The following is a 25243-nucleotide window of genomic DNA, read 5'->3' on the forward strand; positions in this document are numbered from 1 at the left end:
AAGAGGGATGAAGAGTTGAACGGATCAGGCGGTGTGGTTGAGGCTCGCCAGCGTGGCGCCGCGCTCGACCAGCCCGACGATCAGCGGCGACGGTTGCCAGAACACCGGGTCCTCTTGCGCGAACTCGCGGATGTCGGCGAGCACCTTCGCGAGTCCGACGGTGTCGGCGTATTGCATCGGGCCGCCGCGATGGCGCGGAAAGCCATAGCCGTAGAGAAACGTCACGTCCACATCGAGCGGACGCAGCGCGATGCGCTGATGCACGACGTTCGCTCCTTCGTTGATCATCGCCGCCATGTAGCGACGCATGATTTCCTCGTCGGAGAACGTGCGCGGCGTGACGCTCGCACGCTCGCGCTCGGCATCGATGATCGCCTCGACTTCGGGATCAGGCTTGCCTGTGCGCGCGCCGTCGGGATACAGGTAGTAGCCGCGCCCCGTCTTCTGGCCGAACCAGCCGCGCTCGCAGATGCGATCGGCGATCTGCACATAGCGCTGCTTCGGGTCGCGCGACGCGGCGCGGCGCTTGCGCGTCGCCCAGCCGATGTCGCCGCCCGCGAGGTCCGACACCTGGAACGGCCCCATCGGGAAGCCGAACTCGCGCACCACACGATCGATCTGATACGGCGACGCGCCGTCCTCCATCATGTAGTCAGCGGCCGCGCGGTAGACCGCGAGCACGCGATTGCCGATGAAGCCATCGCACACGCCCGCTCGCACGGGCACCTTGCGCAGCTTCTTCGCCAGATCGAATGCGGTAGCAACCACGTCGGCGCTGACCCGCGCGGGCACCACGACTTCGAGCAGCTTCATGATGTTCGCGGGGGAGAAGAAATGCAGGCCCACCACATCGCCGGGGCGCGACACGCTTGCAGCAATCGCGTCGATGTCGAGATACGAGGTGTTGGTCGCGAGCACCGCGCCTGGCTTGCAGACCCGGTCGAGTTCGGCGAACACCGCCTGCTTGATGACCATCTCTTCGAATACGGCTTCGATCACGAGGTCTGTGCTGACGAGCGAATCGTAGGACGTGCTGCCGCTCCAGCGCGCGAGCACGGCCGCTTTCGCGTCGGCTGTCATGCGGCCCTTCGCGATCAGTCCGTCGTAGACCTTTTCGATGTTGGCACGGCCGCGTGCGAGCGATGCATCGTCGCGTTCGATCATCGTCACGGGCAGCCCCGCATCGAGCAGCGCGACCGCGATGCCTGCGCCCATCGTGCCGCCGCCGATCACGCCGACGCTCGAAATGGCACGCGGTTTCGCGTGACGCGTTTCAGGCGCTTTGAGCACTTCGCGTTCGGCGAAGAATGCGTGAATCAAGCCGGCTCGCTGCGGGCTGTCGAGACATTGCAGAAACAATTGGCGCTCATGGCGCAGACCGTCGTCGAAAGGCAGTTCGAGCGCCGCCTGCACGGCATCGACGATCTTCAGCGGCGAGAACAGCCCTCGCGACTTCTTCGATGTTTCGGCGCGCGCTGCTTCGATGGCGGCTCGACTGGCCACGGGGTCCGCGAGCCCGTCAGCATCGCGAGTGCGGCGCACGGGAGCCTTCGCATCAAGCAATGCCTTTAGATAGTCCAGGCCCTCCGTCAGCACGTCATCCGTTTCGCCGACGCGGTCGACGAGACCAAGCGCGAACGCTTCCCGCGCGCCGACGTGACGCCCGCTCAACATCAGATCCAGCGCGGCCTTTGCGCCGATGAGACGCGGCGCGCGCTGCGTGCCGCCTGCACCCGGCAGCAAGCCGAGCGTCACTTCGGGCAAGCCGAGCCGGGCGTCGGCGAGCGCGATCCGGTAGTGCGCCGCGAGCGCGATCTCGAGGCCGCCGCCGAGCGCCGCGCCGTGGATGGCCGCGACGACCGGCTTGCGGCACGCTTCAATCCTGTTGCAGACGACAGGCAGCGATGGCGGCAGCGGCGGCTTCCCGAACTCCTTGATATCCGCGCCGCCGATGAAGTTGCGTCCCGCGCCGATCAGCAACACCGCGTCGACGGCGGAGTCCTGTTCGGCGGCTTCGACGGCGTCGCTCAGTGCGCGCCGCACGACCACGCCAAGCGCGTTGACGGGTGGATTGTCGACAGTGAGAACAAGAACGCGATTGCGCAGTTCGCGCCTGACGTCATGCCCGGCCGATTCGGAAGTCATATCCCGCGTCTCCATGTATTTCGTTTGGCTGATTGTTAAATGCGCGGCGCGCATTGACAATCCAACTGACAGTTGACGAACTGTTAACTGAAAGTTGACACTGGAGGCGGGAATGCCTGCGGGGCGGGATGACGTGCTTGTTGGGGTGAAGCGCTAGCTCCAGGTTTGCGCGAGCGAAAGGATTTCGGCGCGCAAATAGTCGATCAGCGCTTGCGTCGCGGGCGACGGATAGCGATTGGGCAGCGTCACGATATACAACGTGTTCTGCATGCCGGCCACGCGGAAATGCGGCAGGACTCGCAGCAGTTCGCAGCTCGTCGGCGCATGCGGCACGTAGGCCGGCAACAGTCCGACGCCCATGCCCCGGCACACGGCCTCCGTCAGGAACGGATAGTCGGAAGACTGCAGCGCGGGCTGCATCGTGATCGCGTGGACGTCCGTCTCATCCTCGCGGTGCGTGAGCGTCATCGTGACGCGACGGCCCGGATACGCTGACGCGATCAGCGTGTGCTTTTCGAGGTCGCTCGGGCAGTCGATCGGACCGTGCTGTTTGACATAGTCGGCTGACGCAACCAGGTTCCAATCGATCGAGCAGATATTGCGCGCCACGTAGTCGAGCGGCGGAGTCGCCGTGATTCGTATCGCGACATCGACTTCGGCTGCGATCAGGTCTTCGATCCGGTTGTTGAACGTGACCGTGAGCGCGATGCCTGGATGCATGCGCGCGAACTCCAGCAGCTTGCCGCCGAGAAACATCCTGCCGAAGCCAGTGGGCACGCTGATGCGAACGCGCCCGCTCAAGGTCTGTCCGAGGCTGTCGATAGAGGCCTGCGCCGTGCTCAGGTCTTCGAGCATGCGCTGCCCGCATTCGTACAGCGTGTGGCCGGCTTGCGTCATTTCGAAGCTGCGCGTCGAGCGGCGCAGCAATTGCGCGCCTGTTTCGCGTTCCAGCAGTTTGAGCCGCTGACTGATATTCGCGCGCGTCATCCCCAGCTTGCGCGCGGCGGCACTGAGACTACGCGATTCGACGATCTCGACGAAGAGGCCGATCAGGTTCAGGTCCATGGTTTGATGGTGCGTGTGATTGCCCGGCGATCGAGTGCAACCGCTTTCCCATTTCCGGCATAGGCCGATAGTTTAAGTCAGCGTCAACCACGGCCTTCACGCGAATAGCGACGACCGCTTCGCGTCGCAGGTGACATTGGGTGTCGTTCAACGCTCCGCGAACACCAGCAGCGGCTTGGCGTCGTGTGCGGCGCGCTCGGCGGCCGTGAATGCTTCGAGTGCACGATCCACGGAGTAGCGGCGCGCTGCCGGCGGCTTCAAGGTGCCCTCGGCCATGCGATCGAGCAGACTGCGCAGCGTCCGGCTGCTTTCACTCACCCCCTTGCGTGCGAGCCACGAGAAGATAAACCAGCCGCGCACCTCGGCAGCTGAGTAGACCAGCGCCGGGGCGAAAACCGGCATCTCGAACGCCGCCGGGTCGGTCTGACGATGCGAGGACAACGCTCCATACACGAGCAGGCGTCCGTTCGGGGCCAACTGACGCGCAAGGGTGGCGCCCGTGCGGCCGGCGACGCAGTCAATCGCGCTGACGATGCCATTGCCGCCCGTGGCCGTCGTCAGTTGCTCCCGCCAGCTTTCGTCCGCGGTGCATAGCACGACTTCTCCGCCAAGCGCCTGAATCTCGGCGACCTGCTCTTCACGGCGTACGAGGTTGATGGTGCGGAACCCCTGCGCTTTCGCGATCTGCAGCACGAGCCGACCCACCGTCGAGCCTGCCGCGCTCTGGACCAGCCAGTCGCCGCGTTCGAGCTGGTGCTCGCACATCGTCATTGCCCATGCCGTCATCGGGTTGATCAAAGCCTGCGCAGCGTCCTCGTCGGAGATCGCCGCCGGTACGGGTATCGCGCGGTCGGCTGGACCGATGACTTGTTCTCGCCACGTTCCGGGCACATCCAGCAACACAACGCGTTCTCCTACCCGCGTACTCGACACGTCACTGCCCACGGCGTCGATGATGCCGACGCCCTCTGACCCGGGCGAGGCTGGCAGTTCCGGCTGACGCTGGCGTGCGAAACGTCCACGGATGACGTGCAGGTCGGACGGGTGCACGGGCGCCAGCAGCATCCGCACGCGGACTTCCGCCGGACCGGGCGTGGGCTCGGGCAATTCACACCAATGGACTACCTCTGACGGCTCGCCGTTGCGTTCGAATATCAAAGCCTTCATGTGCTCACCAGACGGTTGGGAGAGACTGCGATGAAAGCCGGGCTTTCACCGCAGTCGATTTGAGTTCAGCCTGCCAATGGCTTCAGATGAAGCTGAGAGATTCAACCTTCGCTCGGCTCGTACGGCGACGCCCGGTTTTCAAGCTTCCATTTCTTCTCGGCTTCCGTATCGGGCCGAGGTGGTCGAATACCATCGATCAACCACAGTTCTCGCGGCGTTTCGCCGACATGCAGCTCGTAGTGGTAGCCCCGCTCCTGGACAAATGGCGCAATTGCAGCGTTCGCCTTGCGCAACCACGACTCGGTCCACGTGACATCCTTGGAGATATGTCTGGCGAATTGATCCAATCTGATTCTGACAAAATCATCTCGCGACTCACCTCCCATGAAGAAAGAGTCTTTCGGCTGTTCATGAAACAGAACGCCTACATAGAAGCGAGGAATGATGTAAATGTCGGCGATTCGATTCGCCATCTCCTGCTTGTCTTCTGCCGTGTAGGCACCGGGGGGATGATAGATATTCCACAAAGGCATTTTCGTCTCCATGCATCAATAGATGCCGCGTTTCTTATGTCAGAACATCCGGGTCTCTTGAACGACAAGATGAATCAGACACGAGTGAGGCGGCGTTATAGATAGCCCAAGGATAGGCTACCGTTTGAAATCAATGCTTTCGCCACGCAGCATTGATTGCGACTCATCAGATAGAAGTGCGATCCCATCTTCGTTTCGGTTCTATTGGCGAGGGGAAAGGCCGAGTAGGCTGCGAGCCTCGTCCGGTGTTGCCACGTCCCCGCCGATGCTTTTGACGATACTGACCGCGCGTTTGACCAGCGATGCGTTGTCCGGCGCCAGTTCCCCTTTGGCGAGGTAAAGGTTGTCCTCCAGGCCGACGCGGACATGTCCGCCGAGGATCACGCTTTGCGCGACGATCGGAAATTGGGCGCGCGAGATGCCGAACGCCGACCAGCGGGCGTTCTCGGGCAGATATCGCTTCATCTGAAGAAGACTCTCGGTGTCGGCGGACGCGCCCCACGGCACGCCAAGACATAACTGGAACAGTGGAGCCTGCAGAATGCCCTGCGTTTCGATCAGATGGCGCGCCAGACGCACGTGGCCCAGATCGAAGACCTCAAGTTCCGGCTTCACGCCAACTTCTTCAATCAAGGTTGCCATCTTGATCAGATGGTCGGGTACGTTTACGAAAGCGCGACTGCCGAAGTTCATGGTCGCGATGTCCAGGGTGCAGATTTCCGGACGCAACTCGAGCACATGCTGCACGCGCGCCTCGGGCGTCATCATCGTACTGAGTTCGCTTCCCCGGTTCGGGTCTTCATCGCTGGGAACGAAACGGGCACCCGGGCCTGTCGTCAGATTGATCAATATCGGGCATCCGCTATCGCGGATACGCGAGACGACCTCGCTGTAAAGGGACAACTCCGTGCTTGGAGCGCCGCTTTTCTGGTCACGCACGTGAATGTGCGCGATGCTCGCACCGGCCTCACATGCAGCAATGGCCTCGTTGGCGATCTGCTCGGGCGTCACGGGCACTGCGGGGTTCAGCCGCGGTGTGTCGTCGCTTCCTGTGAGTGCACAACTGATAATCGTCTTGCTTGTCATGATGCTCGTTCAAAGGAAATAAAAATTGAGTGCCGCCATCGCGTGTTCAGGCGGCCCGTGCGGGGCCGAACGGTAAAGCCCCGACAGGCGCAACCCTGATCAGCTTCTTGTTGACGAATTCGTCGAAGCCCAGGAGAGAAAGCTCCCGGCCAAAACCTGAACGCTTGACACCACCGAACGGCAGTTCCGCCGCCGTGCCGAACGGCTGATTGATAAACACCATGCCGCTGTCGATCTGCGCGGCGACTCGCTCGCCGCGCTCGGTATCCGCGGTGAACACCGACGCACCGAGACCGTACGGCGTGCCATTGGCGAGCGAGATCGCGGCAGCCTCGTCCTCGACGACGTGGAACGCGGCAACCGGGCCGAACAGCTCTTCGGCGAAGACAGGATTTTGCGGGGAGATGTCGGTCAGGACAGTCGGTTGCAAATAGAAGCCTGGGCGCGCAACGCGCTTTCCGCCACACACGATGCGCGCGCCATGCGAAGCCGCGCGATCGATCTGCTCAAGCAGCAGACGCAACGCACGCTCGGATGAAAGCGGCGCGACGGCGGTCGCCGGATCGGCTGGATCGCCCGTCTCGAGCGATGCCATACGCTGCGTGAAGCCTTCGAGAAAAGCGTCACCGCGTTCCTTGCCGACCACGATAATGCGCTTCGAACCCACGCAGCATTGACCCGCATTGAGCATGCGGCCTGCGACCGCGCTTTGAATCGCCCAGTCGAGCGGCGCATCCTCGAGCACGATGAACGGATCGCTGCCGCCGAGTTCGAGTACAACCTTCTTCAGATTACGGCCCGCACGCTCGGCGACGGCGGCGCCAGCGCGCTCGCTGCCCGTCAATGTCACGCCCTGGACCCGCGGGTCGTCGATGACACGGCCAGCCTGTTCGATCGAGATGAACAGATTCGTATAGACGCCCTCGGGCGCGCCTGCTTCCTCGAACAACCGGGCAAAGGCCAACGCCGATTGCGGGACGCTCTCCGCATGCTTGAGCAGCAGGACGTTGCCGACCATCAATTGCGGCCCGGCTACGCGCGCGATCTGGTAGTACGGAAAATTCCATGGCTCGATGCCGAAGAGCACGCCGATTGGTTCGATGTGCACGGCCGCACCGGGCGCTTCCGCGAGCGGGCGCGGTTGCAGATACGCGTGCGCATGTTTTGCGTAGTAGTCGAGAATGTTCGCCGACGACTCCACTTCCTTGCGTGCTTCGCCGCTGCGTTTGCCCATTTCCAGCGTCAGATAGCCCGCGTATTCGTCGGCCTTCTCGCGCAACAGCGCCGCCGCGCGCGACACAATGCGCGCCCGGTCGCTGACGGGACGGCGGCGCCAGTCAGTTTCAAAAGCGCGCTGCGCGGCAGCGAGCTTCGTATCGAGCAACTCGTCGGATATGTCGGCGTAGGTGGCGAGCAGTTCGCCCGTTGCAGGATTGGTCGTCGTGTACGGCATGAAGTTCTCCGCGAAAAGGTTGGCATCGAGTCATCGCATTGGCTCATGCTAACACCGTTAACACGCATCCTGACCAGCTTTTTATGGTCAGGAAAAACCCTCATTGATATTCATGTTAACACCGTTACTATGATCACGTATCTTCTTTCAACTGGGGAAGCGAAATGGCAAAGGGATATTGGGTGGCAGCGTATCGGGCGGTCCATGACGCGAGCAAGCTCGCGGCGTACGGCGTCCTCGCGACCCAGGTGGTGAAAGCGGCGGGTGGAAAATTTCTGGTGCGGGGCGGCGAAGTCGTTGCATTTCAGGCGGGTCTCAAGGAACGGACCGTCGTAGTCGAATTCCCGAGCTTCGAACAGGCGCTCGCTACGTTTCAGAGTGAGGCTTATCAGGAAGCATTGGCCGTATTGGGAGACGGAGCCGAAAGGGACGCACGCGTCGTTGCAGGCCTCGATGATTGAAATGCTCCCATGTGCCAACCGACGCCGCCGTCGGCATCCACCGCTCAGCTTTGATCTTCGCGATTGTGATCTTGCGCGAACGGTAGACGTCCGTTACCACACTCTCCCTGTTGCGGATTTCCGGAGAAAGTTTTGGCTTGTGAACGAAAATCGCTGCGTACTTTGGTCGAGCATTGGCTTGCGCCCGGTGCAACGCATCAGGTTAGAGTCGTCGAGTTTCGGAACAACCGTGCCAGGCAGCAACGCTATGTACGTAGAGGTGTCAAAGACAGGAGAGAGCGCGGCGATGTTCTTCTTTCGTCACGACGATGGCATATGGCGCGTATTCCCTCCTGCACAAGTTCGACCCGCGATGGGCGCCAGTTGTGCCTTTACTCATTGGCATTGATCAACCACCGGATCTGATAGACAACCGTATTCAAGTTAATCCTGGCGTTATATTTCAGCCAAATGTTATACACGTTAACATTTAAGCTGAAAGACGTGCAAATCTGAGGAAATGGAGCAAAGATGGACGAAGCAATTGTTCAGACAGAAATCAAAGGCCACGTGACGGTCCTTACGATGAACCGTCGCCCGCACAACCTGATGGGCCCGACGCTGTATCGTGCGCTACTCGATGAATTCGAAACGGCAGTAAAACGCGGCTCGCGCGCGATCCTGCTGCGCAGTGGTCTGCGGCACTTCTCGGCAGGAGCCGAAGTAGCGCTTTTTCCGGATCGCATTGCCAGGCAAGGCAAAGCACTGATGGATCCGCTTGAGGTGTTGCGTGGCTTCGAGACACTACCAATCCCGATCGTCGTGGCGGTGAACGGCACATGCCTTGGTGGCGGATTCGAAGTGGCGCTCGCCTGTGACTTCAGCGTCGTTGCCGAATCGGCCAAGATCGGCTCGGTCGAGGTCGCACTCGGCTTGCATCCGCTGCTCGGCGGCATCCAGCGCGAGGTGATGCGAGCCGGTCCAGCGCGTGCGAAAGAACTCGCGTTGCTCGGTCGCCGTTACGACGCTGCCACCCTCGAACGCTGGGGCTTGATCAATCTCGTTGTGCCCGACGACAAGCTCGATGAAGTGGCGCTGTCGGTTACGCAGGAACTCGCCGCCGGTCCGACCATTGCGCATGCAGCCACCAAGCAGCTAGTCCGGGTCGCGGTCAACGAGGGCGTGGCTGCCGCCGACGAGGCGATGTTCGAACTGCAAAAGCCGATCTGGGCGTCGCAGGATCTCAAACGTGGACTGGAGTCCTTCGAAAAGGCCGGTCCCGGCACCGCCGTTTTCGAAGGGAATTGACATGGCCGGACCGCTCGAAGGACTCAAGGTCGTCGATTTTTCCCGCGTGCTGGCCGGCCCACTGTGCGCGCGGACGCTAGCCGATCTCGGTGCTGATGTGATCAAGATCGAGCCGCCGCGGCCCGACGTGTCGCGTGCCGCGTTCCCGAATCGCGATGGCATGTCGGGCTACTACGCTCAGCAAAATAGCGGCAAGCGCAATATCAGCATCGATCTGAACGCGCCGGGCGCACGTGAGTTCGTGCTACGCCTGTGCGACGAGGCTGACATCATCGTCGAGAATTTTCGGGCCGGCACGCTCAAGGGTTTTGGACTCGACTACGCCACACTCGCGAAGCGCAATCCAAAGCTGGTCTATGTATCGATCACAGGTTATGGCCAGCGCGGCCCGTGGGCGTCGCGCATGGCCTACGCGCCGACCGTGCAGGCCGAAACGGGATTCACGCACAATACATTGCGGCATTTCGACGGCGCGGGCGACGGCCGGAAATGGACCGATCCCCTGTCTCACGCGGACGTCTATGCTGGCCTGCAAGCGACCATCGCCGTGCTCGCGGCAGTGCGCAAACGTGAAGTCACCGGGCGCGGCCAATACATCGACGTCGCGATGGCGGCTGTGATGCTGTCGATCAACGAACGCGCTCACCTTGATCTCGCGGGTGTCGATACGGGCGCGGAGCCCGGCATCCTTGGCGCCGCCGACGGACCGCATTTCGTCGGCCCTGGTGGCGAAGAGTTCGTGGCGGCGCAAAGCATCGTCGGCAGCTATACGTTTCCGAACTACTTGCGCGCAATGCGCCGTATGGACCTTGCGCACGATCCGCGTTTCAGCACCGCTGAGCGCCGCCTGCAGAACTACAAGGCACTGCACGCGGTGATCCAGACGTGGATGCTGTCGTTCCGCGATCTCAAGACACTTGATGCGCAACTCGACGAGGCCAAGATCGCGATTGGCCAGATTCGTACGCTGAAGGAATTGGCCGAGACCGATTGGGCAAAGCAATGGGGTGCGGTTCACGAGATCACGGATGGTCGCGGCGGCTCATATCTGATACACGGTTATCCGTGGCACTTTTCCGACGACGAGCTTGGGATGCGCAGCGCGCCCGCGTTTCGCGGCGAGCACAACGAACAGGTGTTCCGCGAAGCGGGAATGGCGGATACCGAAATTCGCAATGCAATCCATACCGGCATTCTGGTCGGCGGCCCGCCACCGTCCACGACGAAGATGATCGACGCTTCCGTTCTTGCGCAAGCGAGTGAGTTGCAGAAAGTGACGGACGAGCTCTGATCACCGCGATACACCTCGTATTTCCGGTATCAACACAACACGTCGGAGGACTGAATGGAAGTGGTGAAACAAGCCTGCGTAGAGGCATCATCGTCGGATGATAATGCCCTCCTTCGGAAGGCCTACGCTTCGGCGCAATGGAGAATACTGCCGATACTGTTTGGCTTATGGATGCTGGCGTGGGTCGGCCGCTCGAACGTTGCTTTCGCGAAGTTGCAAATGGTCGTGGATCTGCGATTCAGCGAAACGGTGTATGGATTGGGGGCCGGCCTCTTCTTCGTCGGCTACGTGCTGTTCGGCGTCCCTACTACGATGCTGCAAAAGAAGTTCGGTGCACGCGCCGTGCTTGCTGGCATTGCCGGCGCCTGGGGACTGACGAGCGTCGCGATGACGTTCGTCAATAGCGCGCCGTCGTTCTACGTGCTGAGGTTCCTGCTCGGTGTGTTCGAGGCCGGCTTCTACCCGGGCGTCGTGTTGTACTTCAATGCGTGGTTCCCGGGGAAAAGGCGCACGCGTAACTTCAGCATCTTCCATTCGGGATCACTCTTTTCGACGGTCACGATTGGTTTAACGGGGGGATTCGTGCTCGAGCACATGAACGGACTGGCCGGTTTTCAGGGTTGGCGATGGATGTTCTTTGCTCAGGCGATCCCCACGGTCGTGCTGGCGTGCGTCGCGTTCATGATGCTTCCGGATCTGCCTCGCGGCGCCAGGTGGCTCTCCGCGCGACAGCGTACGCTCGTCGACGATGATCTCCGACAGAACGCCGAAACGATGGGCGATACCGGCGAAGACGGGCGTCCTCTGTTACTCAACCCAGCCGTCTGGATCTTGAGCGCCGCCTACTTCTGCCTCCTGGCCGCTACCGCCGCACTGTTTTTCTTCTCGCCGACGATACTTCGTGAGGCGGGATTCGGCGGATACAAAGAGATTGGCCGTGCAGTCGCTGGTGCCTGCGCGTTAGGAGCAGTGGGCAATGTGCTCATCTGCTGCGTCGGGGGCAGTGCGCAGCGTCGGCGGCTCTTCTGTGCGTTGGCGTCGGTCTTTACAGCGGTGAGCCTTTCGGCGCTTGTTTTCGTATGGCACAACAGTACTATCGCGACGTTTTTGCTGCTTGTCCTCGGCTTCGCGGGAACGGGGGCGGGTATAACGCTCTTCTGGCAAATGTCTGTCGGTTTTCTCAGCGGCAGGTCGTTAGTGGTCGGCGTGCCGTTGATCAGTTCCGTCGCCAATGTCGCCGGCTTCGTTACGCCTTTTCTGATTGGATACGTCCGCGACGCAACGGGAACTTACGCGAGCGGGTTCATCATGATTGCCTGTGTGCAGGCACTTGGTGTCGTGGTTCTTCTTTTTGGCGTGCAGCGCATTGCCAAGAGGCGATCGCCCGTTGACGATGTATCGGTTCGATGCCCAACGTGATTGATCGATGTCGAAGTGGGCGCACCGGGCATGCGCCCTGGCCTGACAGCCAACAGCGCCATGACGCGGCTAGAATGCCTATAGGAAAACACGGTTGTCAGCACGTGATCCGCAATATTGCGTGCCTCTCTACGCAGAATTTATAATCGATTCCTTGTCGTACTACACGAACGAAGGCTACGTGAGTCCTAAGTCATCTATCGCGAAGAGCGCGGATTATCACCATGGCAATCTGCGCAACGCGCTCGTCGAAGCGGGGCGCAGCGCGCTCATGGATGTATCAGCACAGGACTTGAGCCTGCGTTACCTCGCGCGCATGGTGGGCGTATCGGAAGCCGCGCCCTCGCGACATTTTTCAGGTATCGACGAGTTGCTGGCCACGATCGCGGCGAGTGGTTATCGTGACCTCGCTGCGCTGCGCGTTGCGATCCGTGACAGCGAGGATACGGCGCTTTCCAAGGCGTACCGGATGATGCGGGTATACGTTGAGTTCGCGCAGCGTCACAATGGGCTGTTCGGCCTGATGATCGGGCCTCGCATCGTCGCGCATCAAGCGTATCCAGAACTCATCGAGGAAAGTAACAGGTCTTTTGGGTTGTTTTGCGAGACGATTGAGGCGCTGGCCATCGAGACTGGCTGGACCCAGACCGATCTCAAGCTGGTGACCCATGCCGCGTGGAGCATGGAACACGGTCTCGCCACGCTGCTCCTCGCGAATCGCGCGCCGCGGGCGGACACCAAAGTCGCTATACCAAAGTTGATCGATTTTGTCTTGATGACCTTGCTTAGCGCGATCACGGCCGGTCCGGATCATCTCCAGCGCGTGATCCAGCAATGCGCTCTCTCTGAGAAGCCCGTGGGTACGCGCACCGCTCGCAAGCGCGTCAAAGCGTAGTAACCGCCGCTGTTGAATGCTAACCACCCGCCGTCGAATATCGTTCTGAACGTGTGCGGTATCGTGATCGATGAGGGCCTTGCCGAGCCGATAACCGCTACATCGCCAGTTTCAAGAAGACCACCTCAGAGCCTCGGCCTCCCGCTATCCTCGACGCTGCAGCCCTGCTGCCATCGCGATGCCCGCAGGCTCGAATCGCCATGTCCCCGTGAAGTCGCGTCAAGGGCGCGGACGCCTTTCGTGACGGCGCCCGCACATCTGTCGCGCATGCCTAGAAACGGTGTGTCATGCCAATCAGCGCCAAGGTCTGCGATGTACCTTGTGCCTGCACGCGAACACCCGGCCAGCTTGTGGTCGCCTCGCCATGATTCTTCATATAGCCGGCGCGCGCGTACAGGCTCGTGCGTTTTGACAACGAATGGTCGTAACCTGCCTGAATTCCCCATGTACTGTCTTCGGCGCCGCGCACGTTACGGTTGATGCCTGCGATTTCAAACACGTCCGCTGGCGTCGCCTGGATCGTTGCACCTACTTCGGCGAGACTGTATGGGTGCGAGGTGTCCAGCAATGCCGCAAGCGAATGCACCGGCACATCCTTCGCGCGGCTGTACGAGTAGTTTGCCTGCAAATTGACGATGCCGATGCGATACGCGAGTCCCGCCGAATAGTGCTCGGTGTTGGCGAGCGTCAGCGCGGCGGGCAGGCCGGGTATGGTAGCGAACCCCGAATGCTGGTACTGATAGGCAATGCCGACGTACAGTCCGTACCCGTTAAATGAGGCGGAAACGTCCAGAATGTTGCCCGTCGTGGCCGGCGTCGGTTGTGTGACCGTTGCCGCGAAAGCATACATGGCATCGATCTGGAATCCGGCCAGCACCGGCGACTGGTAGAGGATCGAATTGCTGGCTCGTCCCGCTACGTATTGCGTTGAAAGTGTGTTGCGGTCCACGGCCAATACGCCGGCCGACAGTGGCGACATGATGTCGTTGGCCCGGAATGGATCGGTTGGGTAGATCGCTCGAAAACTCGGCTCGTACTGGCGGCCGAACGTCAACGTGCCGTAGTCGCCATGACTCAATCCCACCCACGCCTGCCGGTAAAACAATGCGGATGTGTCGATGAATCCCCTTCCGTTATTGATGTTGAACCCGTTCTCCACATCGAAGTCAGCCTTGAGACCTCCGCCGAGATCTTCGCTGCCTCGCAAGCCGAACATCGAGCCTGTACTGCCGCCGCTACGCTCCGAAACGGAGCTCATGCCGCCGTTGTTCAGGTACTGAATGAAAGTGTCGGCAACTCCGTAGAGTGTCACGCTCGACGGATCGGCCATTGCTGCGCCCCCTGCCATTGCCACTATCACGCCTCCAATGCCACGGCTCATCCGGCTAAAACGCATGCATGTCTCCTTTCTATGTGTCCCCGCTCGTTGGCGGATGGTTGCACTACTGGTCCTACGGGTGAAACCAGAGACGCACATGCCCCCTTGAATCTTTCGTGCAAAAGAAGCGGCTGCAGAACAGCGTGTGATGCAGGTGTTTGCATGGACACCTGCGTTCTGGCGCAGAGTCGTATAGCGAATGAAGTGAAGACAACCGATCAGCCGACTTGCCGGCTCTGGTTTTCCCAGTAATGCGCGCGCAGGTCTCGCTTGAGAATTTTTCCCGCCGCGGAAAGCGGCATTGCCGAGCGGAACTCGACGGATTTCGGACACTTGTATCCGGCGATGAACTGGCGGCAGTGCTCCCGCAGATCATCTACGCTCGGATTGCTCCCCGGCCGTACCACGACCACGGCATGGACGGCCTCGCCCCAACGCGCATTCGGAATGCCGATGACCGCGCACTGGACGACGGCGGGATGGCGAGACAGCACGCTTTCGACTTCGGCCGAGTACACGTTCTCACCGCCTGTCACGATCATGTCCTTCATGCGATCGACGATGAACAGATAGCCGTCGTCGTCCATATAAGCACCGTCGCCCGTATGGAGCCAGCCATTGCGCAGCGTTTGCGCGGTCTCCTCATGCCTGTTCCAGTAGCCCTGCATCACGTTCGCGCCTCGCACGACGATTTCGCCGATTGTGTTACGCGGCACTTCCACATCGTTATCGTCGACGATCTTCACCGTGACGCCGAGGCTGGCGCGACCGGCCGAGCGGTAGAGCCCGCTAGCCCGCGCTGCGGCTGAGTGATTGAGGGGTGGAGTCCGTACGCGTGAAAGAATTCGATGCCGGGCAACACGGCAAGCGCGGTATCGAGCACGGCCGCGCTGATCGGCGATGCGCCGTAGTAGATGCGCTTCAGCGTGCTCAGGTCGCGTGCGCCGAAGTCGGGGTGCTCGAGAACGGCCTGGAGCATGGTGGGCACCAGCAACAATTCTTCCACCTTGTGACGCTCGATCGTTTCGAGCACGGCACTCGGGTCGAACGACGGCAATACCACGTGCGTATCGCCCGCGGTGAAGTGGCCGACCGCGCGCGCCATCGCTGCGATGTGAAACAGCGGGGCCGCGTGCAGCGAAACAGTCGTGCCTTCGAAGTGGCGATATTCCGCCATGCGCGACACGGTCGACGACCACAGGTTCAGATGCGACTGCATCACGCCCTTGGGCTGACCGGTCGTGCCGCCTGTGTACATGATCGCGGCAAGATCGTCGCCGCCGCGAAAGGAATCGTCGACGGGGGCCGTATAGGAGATCAACTGCTCATACGAAAGCATGCCGGCAGGGGCACTGCCCTCGCCTGCATAGATGAGGACGGGACGTCTGCGCGCGCTATCTGCGATCGTGGCGACCATCGGCAGAAAGTGGTCGTCGACGATCAGGATGACGGTGTCGCAATCGTCGAGCGAATACACGATTTCCGCCACGCTCCAGCGAATGTTGACGGGATTGACTACCCCGCCGCCCCACCAAACGCTCAGCAGATACTCGATATAGCGGTCGGAGTTGAGCGCGAGCATCGCGACACGTTCGCCCGTCTTCATGCCGAGTTTCTGCATCGCGCCCGCCAACCGCGCGACGCGGCCGTGCAGTTCGCTGAACGTCTCCGAGCGTTCGCCGAAAATGACGGCCGCGCGGTCGGGCGACTGTTGCGCGCAACGGTGCAAGCCTTGGGTCAGGTACATGATGTCTCCGTGTTCTTGTGCCGGCCATTGATTCGGGGAAGGCCGATCCTTGCTCGAATCGATACCTTAGGGGGCGCCACGCGAGTTGTCCTGTATCGAAAGGAGGAAATCGCGGAGGCATGTCGAATAGTTCGAACGAACTACGACGACGCTTTGAGACTGTGGAAGAATTGCGCGGCAAGGTTCGCGCCGCGGCGACTCGATGAATTGGGTGGGATAATGATTACGCTTGTGTCCAAGATCCGGGAATCATTCGCGCGGCAAGCTTGCATATATGCATATACACGGGCCATGTCCTTGCAGGCATTGCAAGTAACGTGGCTCAAGGGCAGAGATTTCGGAGTTGAGTCGGTGAGTACATTTGGCGACGTTGGCGCTCGAAACAATGACAGCAGCACGCCGGGCATCGTTGCATCCAAACTCCGTCCGCCCGCCAACCATCCGACGCAACTCGCCCGCCCGCAACTGATCAACGCAATCACCGGCGCGCATGCCGCGCGGCTCGTGCTGATACGCGCGGCTGCGGGCTTCGGCAAAACCACGCTCTTGCAGCAGTACGCGGCCTGGTGCCGGACACACCGGCGCGACGCCGTCTGGCTGCAGCTCGACAACGCCGATAATGATCTGCGACGCTTCCTGGTGCACCTCCACGCCGGCCTGCAATCATTGTCCGGCGCAACGCGCGACGATCATGCTTCTCTCCATGCGAGTAGCGATGAGCGCTTTTGCAACGCTTTGATCGAACGGATCGCTGCGCATACGCGAACGCTGTCCATTCTGATCGATGACTTCGAGACGATCCAGAACCCGCCCGTGCTGGCCTTCGTACAGCGTTTGATCGGAGCGCTGCCGCCAGGCAGCATGCTGGTTGTCGCCTCGCGCGGCACACCGGAGCTCGGACTCGGACGCATCCGTGCGCGCGGCGCACTGCTTGATATCTCGCCTGGCGCACTGCGCTTCTCACTGGCCGAGACCGCACAATTCATTCGCGAAAGTTGCGGCATACCACTGCGCGATCGGGAAGTCGCCACGCTCCATCGCTGCACGGAGGGCTGGGCGACGGCCATTTACCTCGCGACACTTTCACTGCGTAACAGAACCGATCATGCCGCCTTCGTCGCGTCGTTCTCCGGCACCCATATCGAGCTGGCAGAGTTCCTTGACGATGACATCCTCGCGCAGCAAAGCGAGGCTTGCCGCGCCTTTCTGCTCGACACAAGCGCATTGCCGCAATTCTCGGCCGATCTATGCAATGCGGTGACAGGAGGTAGCGATAGTGGCGAGATCCTCGATCACCTCGACCGTTCGAATCTTTTCCTCGTTCCGCTCGACGGCGAGCGCAACTGGTATCGCTATCACCGGCTGTTCGGGAGCTTCCTGCGCCACCGGCTTCACGTCGCTCACGCAGGGCGCGAAGCGCAGATTCACCAGGCGGCCGCTAGCTGGTTCCTCGAAGAAGGACAGCCGATTCCCGCCATCGAGCATCTGCTCGACGCAGCAGAACATCAGGCCGCACTCGAGCAAATCAGCCGGCACGCGCGACGCTTCCTCGGCGCTGGCCGCATCCGTTTGCTGATGCGCTGGCTCGATCGCATCGATCCTGCCCTGCTCGCTTCGATGCCCCACGTACGGCTGGTTTACGCCTGGGTGCTGCTGCTCAATCGCCGTTATGCGCAGGCGCTGCGCACTGTGCAGCATATCGCTTCGGAAGGGGCGCGCGACGCGCAGCGAGAGGAACTGGCACTCGAGGCCGAAGCATTGCGCAGCGTGCTGTTCGCGTTGACCGACCAGGTGGAGACGAGCCGGTAAACAGGGCTCGCAATCCTGAAACGGTTGCCCAACGACGCTGACTTTCCCTATTTCACGCTCACCAATTCGCTGGCCTACAGCCTCGTCTCGACGCATTGCTACGACGAAGCGCGTAGCGTGCTGTCGTGCGGCCTTCAGCGAAGGAATGGTCATCCGTTCGTCGTGATGCGCTCGATGGCGGAAGCAATCGAAGGCATCATCGATCTCGTGCAAGGCCGTCTCGGCACCGCGCTTGCGCGGATGGCCACTGCCTCCTCGTATGAATGGCGGGAGCAACGCGATGATGTGGCGGGAAACCGCACCAGCATCGACATTTCCCGTTCGCTGGCGCTCTACGAAGCCAACGAGCTCGAAGAAGTCTCGCGGCTTCTCGCCGATTCGCTGCCGCTCGCCAAGAGCGTGAGCCCGCCGGACTCGCTGATTGCCGCTCATGTGCTCTATGCGCGAGTTGCCCTGATTCGGGGCGATCGCGAGCAATGGCTGCGACTACTGGCGGAACTGGAACATCTGGGCCGCTCGATCACGCTGGACCGAGCCGTCTGTTCGTCATGGCTCGAACGTGCCCGTGTCGCGACACTTGAAGGCCGCCTGGAAGCTGCGGAGCAGGCGCTGCGCGCGGCGTATCAACACGCACAATGGGAAAGCCCGGAGGTCTCCTTTCATGCCAACGATATCGATCTGCCCTCACTCACGCGCGCGCGCCTCGATATTGCGTCAGCCCGATACAAGCTCGCGGAAGGCGTGCTGCGAGACGCTCTCGATCACGCGAGTGCTTGCCAGCGATACTGGCGCGCGCTGAAAATCCGCTTGCTGCTGGCGCTCGCGCTCGACGGCATGGGCGAGCGAATGGCGGCATTCGCAGAACTCACAAAAGCCCTTCAGCTTGCCAGCCATGAGGGCTTTATACGGGTCTTCATCGATGAGGGATTTCCGCTGATGTCGCTCGTCTTCGGCTGGGCTGAACAGCATCGCAACGACATGACGACGCTAGGCGTCGTGCCGGCGTTCGTAGATGGCTTGCTGGCGCTCGCCGATCAATCGAATCCAGGTCTGGTGCTTCGCAAGGAGGCTCCGGCAGGCAAGCCGTCGCCATCGTGCGAAGCGCTGACGCCACGCGAACTCGATGTACTGCGCTTGCTGTCAGCGGGACACAGCAATAAGATCATCGCCGAAAAACTGTTCGTTTCAGAACTTACCATCAAGTCCCATTTGCGAAAGATCAGTGCCAAGCTCGGTGCCAGGAACCGGACTCAGGCTGTCGCAATAGGAAGAGCGACGGGTTTAATTCCCTGACGGCGGCGTCGTGGTCAACCCACGGCTATGTGCCCTGATAGGCGCCAAAAGGTTGGCAAAGGCTGCAGTGAAGAACATGCCTTTACCGCGCGTGCTGCTGACATGCTCCCCGCGCTTTAGTCCGATAACAGTGTAGATACCATGAACTTTTTATGTACCCATCCCACCTGCCTGCCGTTGATAACTGCCTCACGGCAATCGCCGCATCCAAACGGTGACAGACCGGTATCGGCCCGACTCGGTTGGTTGAACTGCAAAGGTGACCGTCCATTAACCGATCATCATGAGACGCCCGAGGTGTGTGAGCGGGAACCGCGAAGAGTCCAGGATATCGTGATTACGCGCGACCTTCGCCACCGGTGTGTTCTGCGTGCGGGGGCCACAGCAACGCTTGACCGAAGCCGCGCGTGTCCAGGTTGACGAGCGCGCGGGGCACGGTCGTCCTCAACGTTGAACTCAGCGCAGCGACTGGAAGCTCGCGCGAACCTCTTGCGCGAAAGCCTGCGGCTGCTCCCAGGCGGCAAAATGTCCTCCTTTGGGGAGACGGTTGTAATGGATCAGTTTGGGATACGCCTGCTCTGCCCAGCTTCGCGGCGCCGCGTACAGTTCGTCCGGAAAGACGCTGACGGCAACCGGAATGGCGACGTGCTTCGGCTCGAAAAAGTTGAACTTGTTTTCCCAATACAGGCGGGCCGATGAGATCCCGGTGTTGGTCAGCCAATAGAGCGTTACGTTGTCGAGAACGTCGTTTCGTGAAAGACCTTCGGACTGTCCGTCAAACACACGTGTGATGAGCGCGAGGCTGGCTGCATCGTGGTCGAGCATCCACGACGCGAGGCCGACAGGCGAATCTTCGATCCCATACAGCGTCTGCGGCCGGCCCGCCATCTCCTGTGCATAGCCGAGACCGTGCTTGTAGAAAAAGTCGAGCTGATCGAATGCATGCTTCTCGTCGGGCGAGAGACCGGCGGGAGCCGGGTCGCCGAATTTGAGTGCATGCGCAACGTGGTCCGGTACGGTTGCTGGCATGTTGGTATGAATGCCGAGCAGTTCCGGCGGCGCGAGCAGCGCCATCTGTTCCGTGACAGCGTTCCCCCAGTCACCACCTTGCGCCACGTATCGCCTGTATCCGAGACGCTGCATCAGAACAACCCAGGCGCGTGCGGTGCGAGCCGGGTCCCAGCCGGCCGTGGTTGGCTTGCCTGAAAACCCATAGCCGGGCAGCGACGGAATCACGACGTCGAACGCGTCAGATGCACTCCCGCCATGGGCCGTCGGATTGGTCAGCGGATCGATTATCTTCAACTGCTCGATGATCGAGCCGGGCCATCCGTGCGTCACGATGATCGGCAACGCATTCTGGTGTTTCGAACGAACATGGATGAAGTGAATTTCGAGCCCATCGATCTCGGTGACGAATTGCGGCAAGGCATTGAGCCGCGCTTCGATCTTGCGCCAGTCGTACTCCGTCGACCAGTAACGCGCGAGTTTCTGCATGGTCGCGAGCTGCACGCCCTGCGATGCATCCGTGACCGTTTCCCGCTCAGGCCATCGTGTCGCCTTGATGCGCCGGCGTAAATCGACAAGTTGCGATTCCGGCACATGCACGCGAAGCGGACGGATAGCGGTCTTGTCGCCGCCCTTCGGTTGTGCGACTTCAGTGATCACCTGATTCGTTTCTGCGAAAGCGAGCCGGGACAACGAGGCAGCAGCAACGGTCGCCGCTGCGACACCCACAAAGCGACGGCGCGACAGGGTCTGGGGAGGGATATCGTTTAGCACTCTTGCTCCTATTGGCAATCAGTTGGGCTAGCGATGAGTGATCAAGCACACTCGTGATTGCCCACCTGAGCCGTCTTCAAGGTTCGGCACGTAGGCCCTTAGTAGCTGGCAACTTCGATCACTGCGTCCGCAAAGGCCTTGGGGGCTTCCTGCGGCAAGTTGTGACCTATTCCGCCTGTGATGGTCCGGTGCGCGTACTTGCCCACGAACTTCTTCGCATACGCCGCAGGCTCCGGATGAGCCGCGCCATTCGCGTCGCCTTCGAGGGTGATCGTCGGCACAGTGATGACGGGTAGGGCCGCGAGACGCTTTTCCAGCGCGTCGTATTGGGGTTCCCCGGTTGAGAGACTCAATCGCCAGCGGTAGTTGTCGATCACGATGGCAACATGATCCGGATTTTCGAAGGCTCTTGCGGATCGCTCAAACGTTGCATCATCGAAGTTCCATTTCGGCGACGCGAGTTGCCAGATGAGCTTTGCGAAGTCGTGTCGGTTGGCTTCATAACCCTGCCTGCCACGCTGAGTCGCGAAGTAGAACTGATACCACCATACGAGTTCCGCCTTCGGCGGCAAGGGCGCCTTGTTGCCCGCCTGACTGCCGATCAGATAGCCGCTCACCGAAACCAATGCCTTGCAGCGCCCCGGCCACAGCGCGGCGACGACATCGGCCGTGCGCCCGCCCCAGTCGAAGCCACCGAGGATCGCCTTCTGGATCTTCAGCGCATCCATCAGCGCGATGACGTCGACGGCCAGCACCGACTGCTGGCCATTCCGGACCGTATTGCCGTAAAGAAAACGCGTCGTACCGTAGCCGCGCAGATACGGAACGATGACCCGATAGCCGGCCGACGCCAGCCGAGGAGCGACGTCAACGAAACTGTGGATGTCATAGGGCCAGCCGTGGAGCAAAATCACGACGGGGCCGTTGACCGGGCCAACTTCTGCCTATCCGACATTCAGGACGCCGGCATTGATCTGCCTGATCGCACCGAACGAACTATTCGACATCGCGGTATCCGCGCTTGCAGCGGGCTGGCTCGACTCATCGACTTGCGCGTTCGCCAGCCCGCTCAAGACCGATTCCACCGCACCCACGCTGACCACTGCCGTCCCCAGAAAGCGTCGACGGTGGGTGTTGATCTGATTCGACATCGGTACCTCTTCTCGTCAGGTTGATTCATATCGCTGTGAACACGCGTGGCTTGAGTCGACGCTTTGTGCTCTGCGTTGAACACGAATGGCAATCGTCGTATCCATTTCGATGAGCGGCGGACAATCACGCGACTCGGCCAGACGGTTATTAGCCGTTGAACAATGCAATACAGAGGCCCGCCCCGAAAGCGTATGTCCCCAAGGCACCGATAGCTCGGGCCGGATTGGGTTTCCGCATGGACGGCCAGGCAATTAGCGCGACCACCAGGAGCAAACGGCAGACAGTTACGCCGACCATGCACCAGAGCTGCCAGTGAGGTGGATGCTGAGAGCCGAGGTACAAACAGAGCACCGCCAGAAATGGGACGTACTCGGCAGTGTTACCGTGAGCGCGCACCAGCTTGGTCAGCAACTGATCGGGTTCAGATGCGTAGCCACTTTGCACGCCGACGCGAGAGCGCAGGATTGAAACGGAGAGTCCAAGAGCGAACAGGAGGAGACCAAGGGCAGCGGTACAGGCCAGTGCAATGCTATTCATTCAATACCCCTCGCGCGACACCGAAGCCAGCATGTCAGGTCGGCGCGCAGAGCATAAACGTCGCGACAGGCGTGTTCGAGAAATCGGCCTTGAGCGTTGAGGTCAGATCCAGGAATGCCCGGGTTTTTCGGTTTTGTGTGTATATGCATATATATAGACAAAAGCATTCGGAAAATGGCAAAGCGGTATGTGTATGGTGAGGCATCTGACAGCGGCTTAAAAGACGGAAACGCCGCGTTTTGGGACAATCAGTGCTCGCGATATGGCTCCAGAATTGCATCGAAATTGTGGCGGAGCTATGCTGACTCCAATTGCCGGTTGCGGCGTTTTGAGACATCCATGAAGACCGTAGCATTGTTGATCTTCCCGGGGTTCGAGATTCTCGATCTCGCCGTGATTACCGTATTCGAGTTGGCGAACAGGACGCTCGGGTACGAGTCCTACCGGCAAGTTCGGCTGTCCGAAAACGGGGGGCCGGTTCCGAGCTATTCGGGCGCGACCGTGGACTCGTGCAAGTTCCGCAATGCGGCGTTCGATACGCTGCTCGTCCCAGGCTCCATTCCGGTTCCGAGTTCCACACCGAAAATGAGGTCATTTCTGAAGCGCGCCGAGCAGGCTTGCAGGCGAGTGGGCAGCATCTGCACGGGCGCGTTCATTCTCGCGGAAGCTGGGGTCCTCGATGGCCGCCGTGCAACCACCCACTGGTCCGCGGCTCAGGAGCTTCAGCGGCGACACCCCCAGGTAAATGTTCTGCCGGACCGAATCTTTACGAACGACGGAGGCATATGGACATCGGCCGGCATGACCGCGTGCATCGATCTGGCTTTGGCCATGGTAGAGGAAGACCATGGAGCGAAGGTGGCAAAGGCCGTGGCGACGAGTCTTGTGGTCTACCACCGGCGTACCAGTGGCCAGTCCCAGTTCTCGGCGCTGCTGGAGCTTCAGCCCAGGTCCGACCGTATACAAAAGGTGTTGTCCTTCGCCAGAGCCAACCTTCACAAGGACCTTTCCGTGGAAGCCATCGCTGACATCGCGCACGTGAGTCCAAGGCAGTTGAGCAGAATCTTCAAGACTGAGACCGGACAGTCTCCTGCGCAGGTGGTGGAGAAACTGCGCGTCGATGCCGCCCGCAGCCTCGTCGATGCCGGAGAGCTCTCACTTGCAGTGATCGCGAGGGAGACCGGATTTGGCGACACCGAAAGGATGCGCAGAGCATTCGTCAGAACGCTGGGCCAACCTCCGCAAACCATCCGCCGGGTTGCCAGGCAGCAGGCTGCCTAGTCTAAACAGGTGTGCCTCTCGAACTGCGCTTTTTCGCCGTTGATGGCGCCGCGTCAGGTTTTGCACGGACGCGTCGAATCCGGTGGAGCAACACTCAGCGCCAGCATGTGGAACTGCTGCAGTGGTCATGAAGCCGGTATTCGGCTACCAGCAGAAATGCCAACAGGCGCGGCCAGTTGAGGATGCACAGCGGTACGTCGACTCGCTTCCTGTGCCTCTGCCCGACCCGAAGTGGTTCGTCGAATTTCTCGGTAGCGGTCATTCGTTGTTGGGTTTCGGCGTCGATATGATTCTGATTTGATCGAGCAGAATTGAGATTGATCAGCAAAGGCCCGTGAGCGCTGGATTCGTTCCGTCGAAACCGAGAACCTCAAGCTCCAACTCGTCGACGAAGACATCTATGACCCTGACTGGATTGTCCTGCCCTATGTAGTCGTCCACGCATTCAGGCAGTAGCGCAACCTGCTTGCGGTCATCACCTTCAACGCATCGCTTCATGAGTCACCCGGTCTCGATGCGTTGAATCAGTTTAGGATATCAATGCGTTTTCACACAGGCTCGACCCGTAACAGCCGCTCGGACTGGCGCGAAGTCAATGACCGCTTCCACGGCACTTCGGACTTCCATTCTGGAAGAGCGCTGCTAGCACCATTACGATACGCATTCCTAATGCGTAATCGGTGGCAGATTCTTGTCCTTCGTGTTGCGGATGATAAACGCGCAGGGGCATCTGCTGTCACGCACGCGTAAGTGCAAGAAGCGTCGGGGGCGATGCGAGCATCGGTCATGACAATCTCGTAATGCGTCGTCGAGTTGACGATCGGCCGTGCACGCTAAAGGCTTTACTACTCCGTCGGCATGCACGGCCCCCCATCGACGTTAGGCGCTTGTGTTGGCTCGTACGACCGGAAAATCGATTTCCGTCTGCGCGACCACGTTGACGTAGTTCGTCCATACATTCAGCGCAACGCTCAGCACGATTTCGACGATCTGCGCGTCGTTATAGCCGGCCACCTTGACGTCACGCACGTCCGCTTCGGTTACGTGGCCATGCTCGCGAGCCACCGTCACTGCAAAGCGCACAGCTGCACCGGCTTTCGGATCGTTCGAGCCGCCATTGCGGTTCGCGGTGATTTCTGCATCGTCGAGTTTCGCGAGGTTCTTCGCCAGGTACGTATGAGCGGACAGGCAGTAGTCGCAACCGTTGATCTCGGCGACAGCCAGCGCGATACGCTCGCTCGTTTGCGCGCCCAGCGCGCCTCTCCCCAGGGCGGCGGACAGGCCCACATAGCCTTCAAGCGCTGCCGGGCTGTTGGAAACTAGCCGAAACAGGTTCGGCACCACGCCCAACTGCTTGTTGACGGCTTCCAGCAACGGACGAGAAGCTGCAGGCGCGGCGTCGATCGTGGATGGTGTCGAGAGACGAGACATAACGGTTCTCCTGAAGGAAGTGGAAATGTGT

The 25243-nt window shown here is 60.6% G+C and carries 19 protein-coding genes and 3 pseudogenes; 9 read left to right on the forward strand and 13 right to left on the reverse strand.

Features of this window, described 5'->3' with window-relative positions; genetic code table 11:
- Window positions 1–24 precede the first annotated feature (24 nt).
- The 6 genes from BN2476_RS28995 to BN2476_RS29020 form a co-directional block, all read right to left on the reverse strand.
- Window positions 25–2145, reverse strand: coding sequence for a 3-hydroxyacyl-CoA dehydrogenase NAD-binding domain-containing protein (locus BN2476_RS28995; RefSeq protein ID WP_087737706.1), 2121 nt, complete (start codon window positions 2143–2145; stop codon window positions 25–27).
- 153 nt (window positions 2146–2298) lie between these two features.
- Window positions 2299–3210, reverse strand: coding sequence for a LysR family transcriptional regulator (locus BN2476_RS29000; RefSeq protein ID WP_087737662.1), 912 nt, complete (start codon window positions 3208–3210; stop codon window positions 2299–2301).
- 147 nt (window positions 3211–3357) lie between these two features.
- Entirely contained in the window at window positions 3358–4377 is a 1020-nt protein-coding gene (locus tag BN2476_RS29005) for a zinc-dependent alcohol dehydrogenase family protein (protein ID WP_087737663.1), read from the reverse strand.
- Window positions 4378–4478: 101 nt separating this feature from the next.
- A complete protein-coding gene (locus BN2476_RS29010) occupies window positions 4479–4910 on the reverse strand; it encodes a tautomerase family protein (RefSeq protein ID WP_087737707.1) in 432 nt (143 codons plus the stop codon).
- 201 nt (window positions 4911–5111) lie between these two features.
- The gene (locus tag BN2476_RS29015) at window positions 5112–5996 is read right to left on the reverse strand and encodes a beta-keto acid cleavage family enzyme (protein WP_087737664.1); all 885 of its coding nucleotides are present in this window, start codon (window positions 5994–5996) and stop codon (window positions 5112–5114) included.
- Between the two features lie 46 nt (window positions 5997–6042).
- On the reverse strand, window positions 6043–7449 hold the full coding sequence (locus tag BN2476_RS29020) for an NAD-dependent succinate-semialdehyde dehydrogenase (protein WP_087737665.1): 1407 nt from the start codon (window positions 7447–7449) through the stop codon (window positions 6043–6045).
- A gap of 164 nt (window positions 7450–7613) precedes the next feature.
- On the opposite strand from BN2476_RS29020, the gene BN2476_RS29025 reads away from it, so the two are divergent.
- From BN2476_RS29025 to BN2476_RS29050, 5 genes are all read left to right on the forward strand, one after another.
- Window positions 7614–7910 carry a DUF1330 domain-containing protein gene (locus BN2476_RS29025; protein WP_087737666.1) on the forward strand — a complete coding sequence of 99 codons (297 nt, stop codon included), beginning with the start codon at window positions 7614–7616 and terminating at the stop codon, window positions 7908–7910.
- 510 nt (window positions 7911–8420) lie between these two features.
- Window positions 8421–9197, forward strand: coding sequence for an enoyl-CoA hydratase/isomerase family protein (locus BN2476_RS29035; protein ID WP_087737667.1), 777 nt, complete (start codon window positions 8421–8423; stop codon window positions 9195–9197).
- Window position 9198: 1 nt separating this feature from the next.
- Window positions 9199–10488: a CaiB/BaiF CoA transferase family protein gene (locus tag BN2476_RS29040; protein WP_087737668.1), complete on the forward strand. Its 1290-nt coding sequence runs from the start codon at window positions 9199–9201 to the stop codon at window positions 10486–10488.
- Window positions 10489–10542: 54 nt separating this feature from the next.
- Entirely contained in the window at window positions 10543–11907 is a 1365-nt protein-coding gene (locus BN2476_RS29045; protein ID WP_087737669.1) for an MFS transporter, read from the forward strand.
- A gap of 94 nt (window positions 11908–12001) precedes the next feature.
- Entirely contained in the window at window positions 12002–12802 is an 801-nt protein-coding gene (locus BN2476_RS29050) for a TetR/AcrR family transcriptional regulator (protein ID WP_235851004.1), read from the forward strand.
- Between the two features lie 271 nt (window positions 12803–13073).
- On the opposite strand, the gene BN2476_RS29055 is transcribed toward BN2476_RS29050, so the two are convergent.
- Both BN2476_RS29055 and BN2476_RS29060 read right to left on the reverse strand, forming a co-directional pair.
- The gene (locus tag BN2476_RS29055) at window positions 13074–14198 is read right to left on the reverse strand and encodes a porin (protein WP_087737671.1); all 1125 of its coding nucleotides are present in this window, start codon (window positions 14196–14198) and stop codon (window positions 13074–13076) included.
- Window positions 14199–14398: 200 nt separating this feature from the next.
- Window positions 14399–15927: pseudogene (locus tag BN2476_RS29060) on the reverse strand (long-chain-fatty-acid--CoA ligase).
- Between BN2476_RS29060 and BN2476_RS48560 the strand changes: the two are divergent.
- Window positions 15913–17736 (forward strand): winged helix-turn-helix domain-containing protein, encoded by a 1824-nt coding sequence (locus BN2476_RS48560; protein ID WP_235851005.1) that lies wholly within the window; start codon window positions 15913–15915, stop codon window positions 17734–17736. The pseudogene BN2476_RS29060 and the gene BN2476_RS48560 overlap by 15 nt on opposite strands.
- 24 nt (window positions 17737–17760) lie before the next feature.
- Window positions 17761–19029, forward strand: a complete 1269-nt coding sequence (locus tag BN2476_RS48565) for a LuxR C-terminal-related transcriptional regulator (protein ID WP_235851006.1) — start codon at window positions 17761–17763, stop codon at window positions 19027–19029.
- 456 nt (window positions 19030–19485) lie between these two features.
- Here BN2476_RS48565 and BN2476_RS29070 read toward each other — a convergent pair whose 3' ends face one another.
- The 3 genes and pseudogenes from BN2476_RS29070 to BN2476_RS29080 all read right to left on the reverse strand — a co-directional run bounded on the left by BN2476_RS29070 (window position 19486) and on the right by BN2476_RS29080 (window position 22500).
- Window positions 19486–20811: an epoxide hydrolase family protein gene (locus BN2476_RS29070; RefSeq protein WP_087737672.1), complete on the reverse strand. Its 1326-nt coding sequence runs from the start codon at window positions 20809–20811 to the stop codon at window positions 19486–19488.
- Window positions 20812–20909: 98 nt separating this feature from the next.
- Window positions 20910–21962: pseudogene (locus tag BN2476_RS29075) on the reverse strand (alpha/beta fold hydrolase).
- A 148-nt stretch (window positions 21963–22110) separates the two neighbouring features.
- The gene (locus BN2476_RS29080) at window positions 22111–22500 is read right to left on the reverse strand and encodes an MAPEG family protein (RefSeq protein ID WP_087737673.1); all 390 of its coding nucleotides are present in this window, start codon (window positions 22498–22500) and stop codon (window positions 22111–22113) included.
- 339 nt (window positions 22501–22839) lie between these two features.
- Here BN2476_RS29080 and BN2476_RS29085 point away from each other — a divergent pair, with 339 nt between their 5' ends.
- Both BN2476_RS29085 and BN2476_RS46635 read left to right on the forward strand, forming a co-directional pair.
- Window positions 22840–23781, forward strand: coding sequence for a GlxA family transcriptional regulator (locus BN2476_RS29085; protein ID WP_087737674.1), 942 nt, complete (start codon window positions 22840–22842; stop codon window positions 23779–23781).
- A 127-nt stretch (window positions 23782–23908) separates the two neighbouring features.
- Window positions 23909–24082, forward strand: a complete 174-nt coding sequence (locus BN2476_RS46635; RefSeq protein ID WP_160111771.1) for a hypothetical protein — start codon at window positions 23909–23911, stop codon at window positions 24080–24082.
- Between the two features lie 29 nt (window positions 24083–24111).
- On the opposite strand, the pseudogene BN2476_RS45770 reads toward BN2476_RS46635, so the two are convergent.
- Window positions 24112–24279, reverse strand: a pseudogene (locus BN2476_RS45770) (IS5/IS1182 family transposase); the annotation flags it as partial.
- Between the two features lie 381 nt (window positions 24280–24660).
- A complete protein-coding gene (locus BN2476_RS29090; protein ID WP_087737675.1) occupies window positions 24661–25212 on the reverse strand; it encodes a carboxymuconolactone decarboxylase family protein in 552 nt (183 codons plus the stop codon).
- Between the last annotated feature and the right edge of the window lie 31 nt (window positions 25213–25243).

This window comes from Paraburkholderia piptadeniae, assembly GCF_900007165.1.
Classification (GTDB): domain Bacteria; phylum Pseudomonadota; class Gammaproteobacteria; order Burkholderiales; family Burkholderiaceae; genus Paraburkholderia; species Paraburkholderia piptadeniae.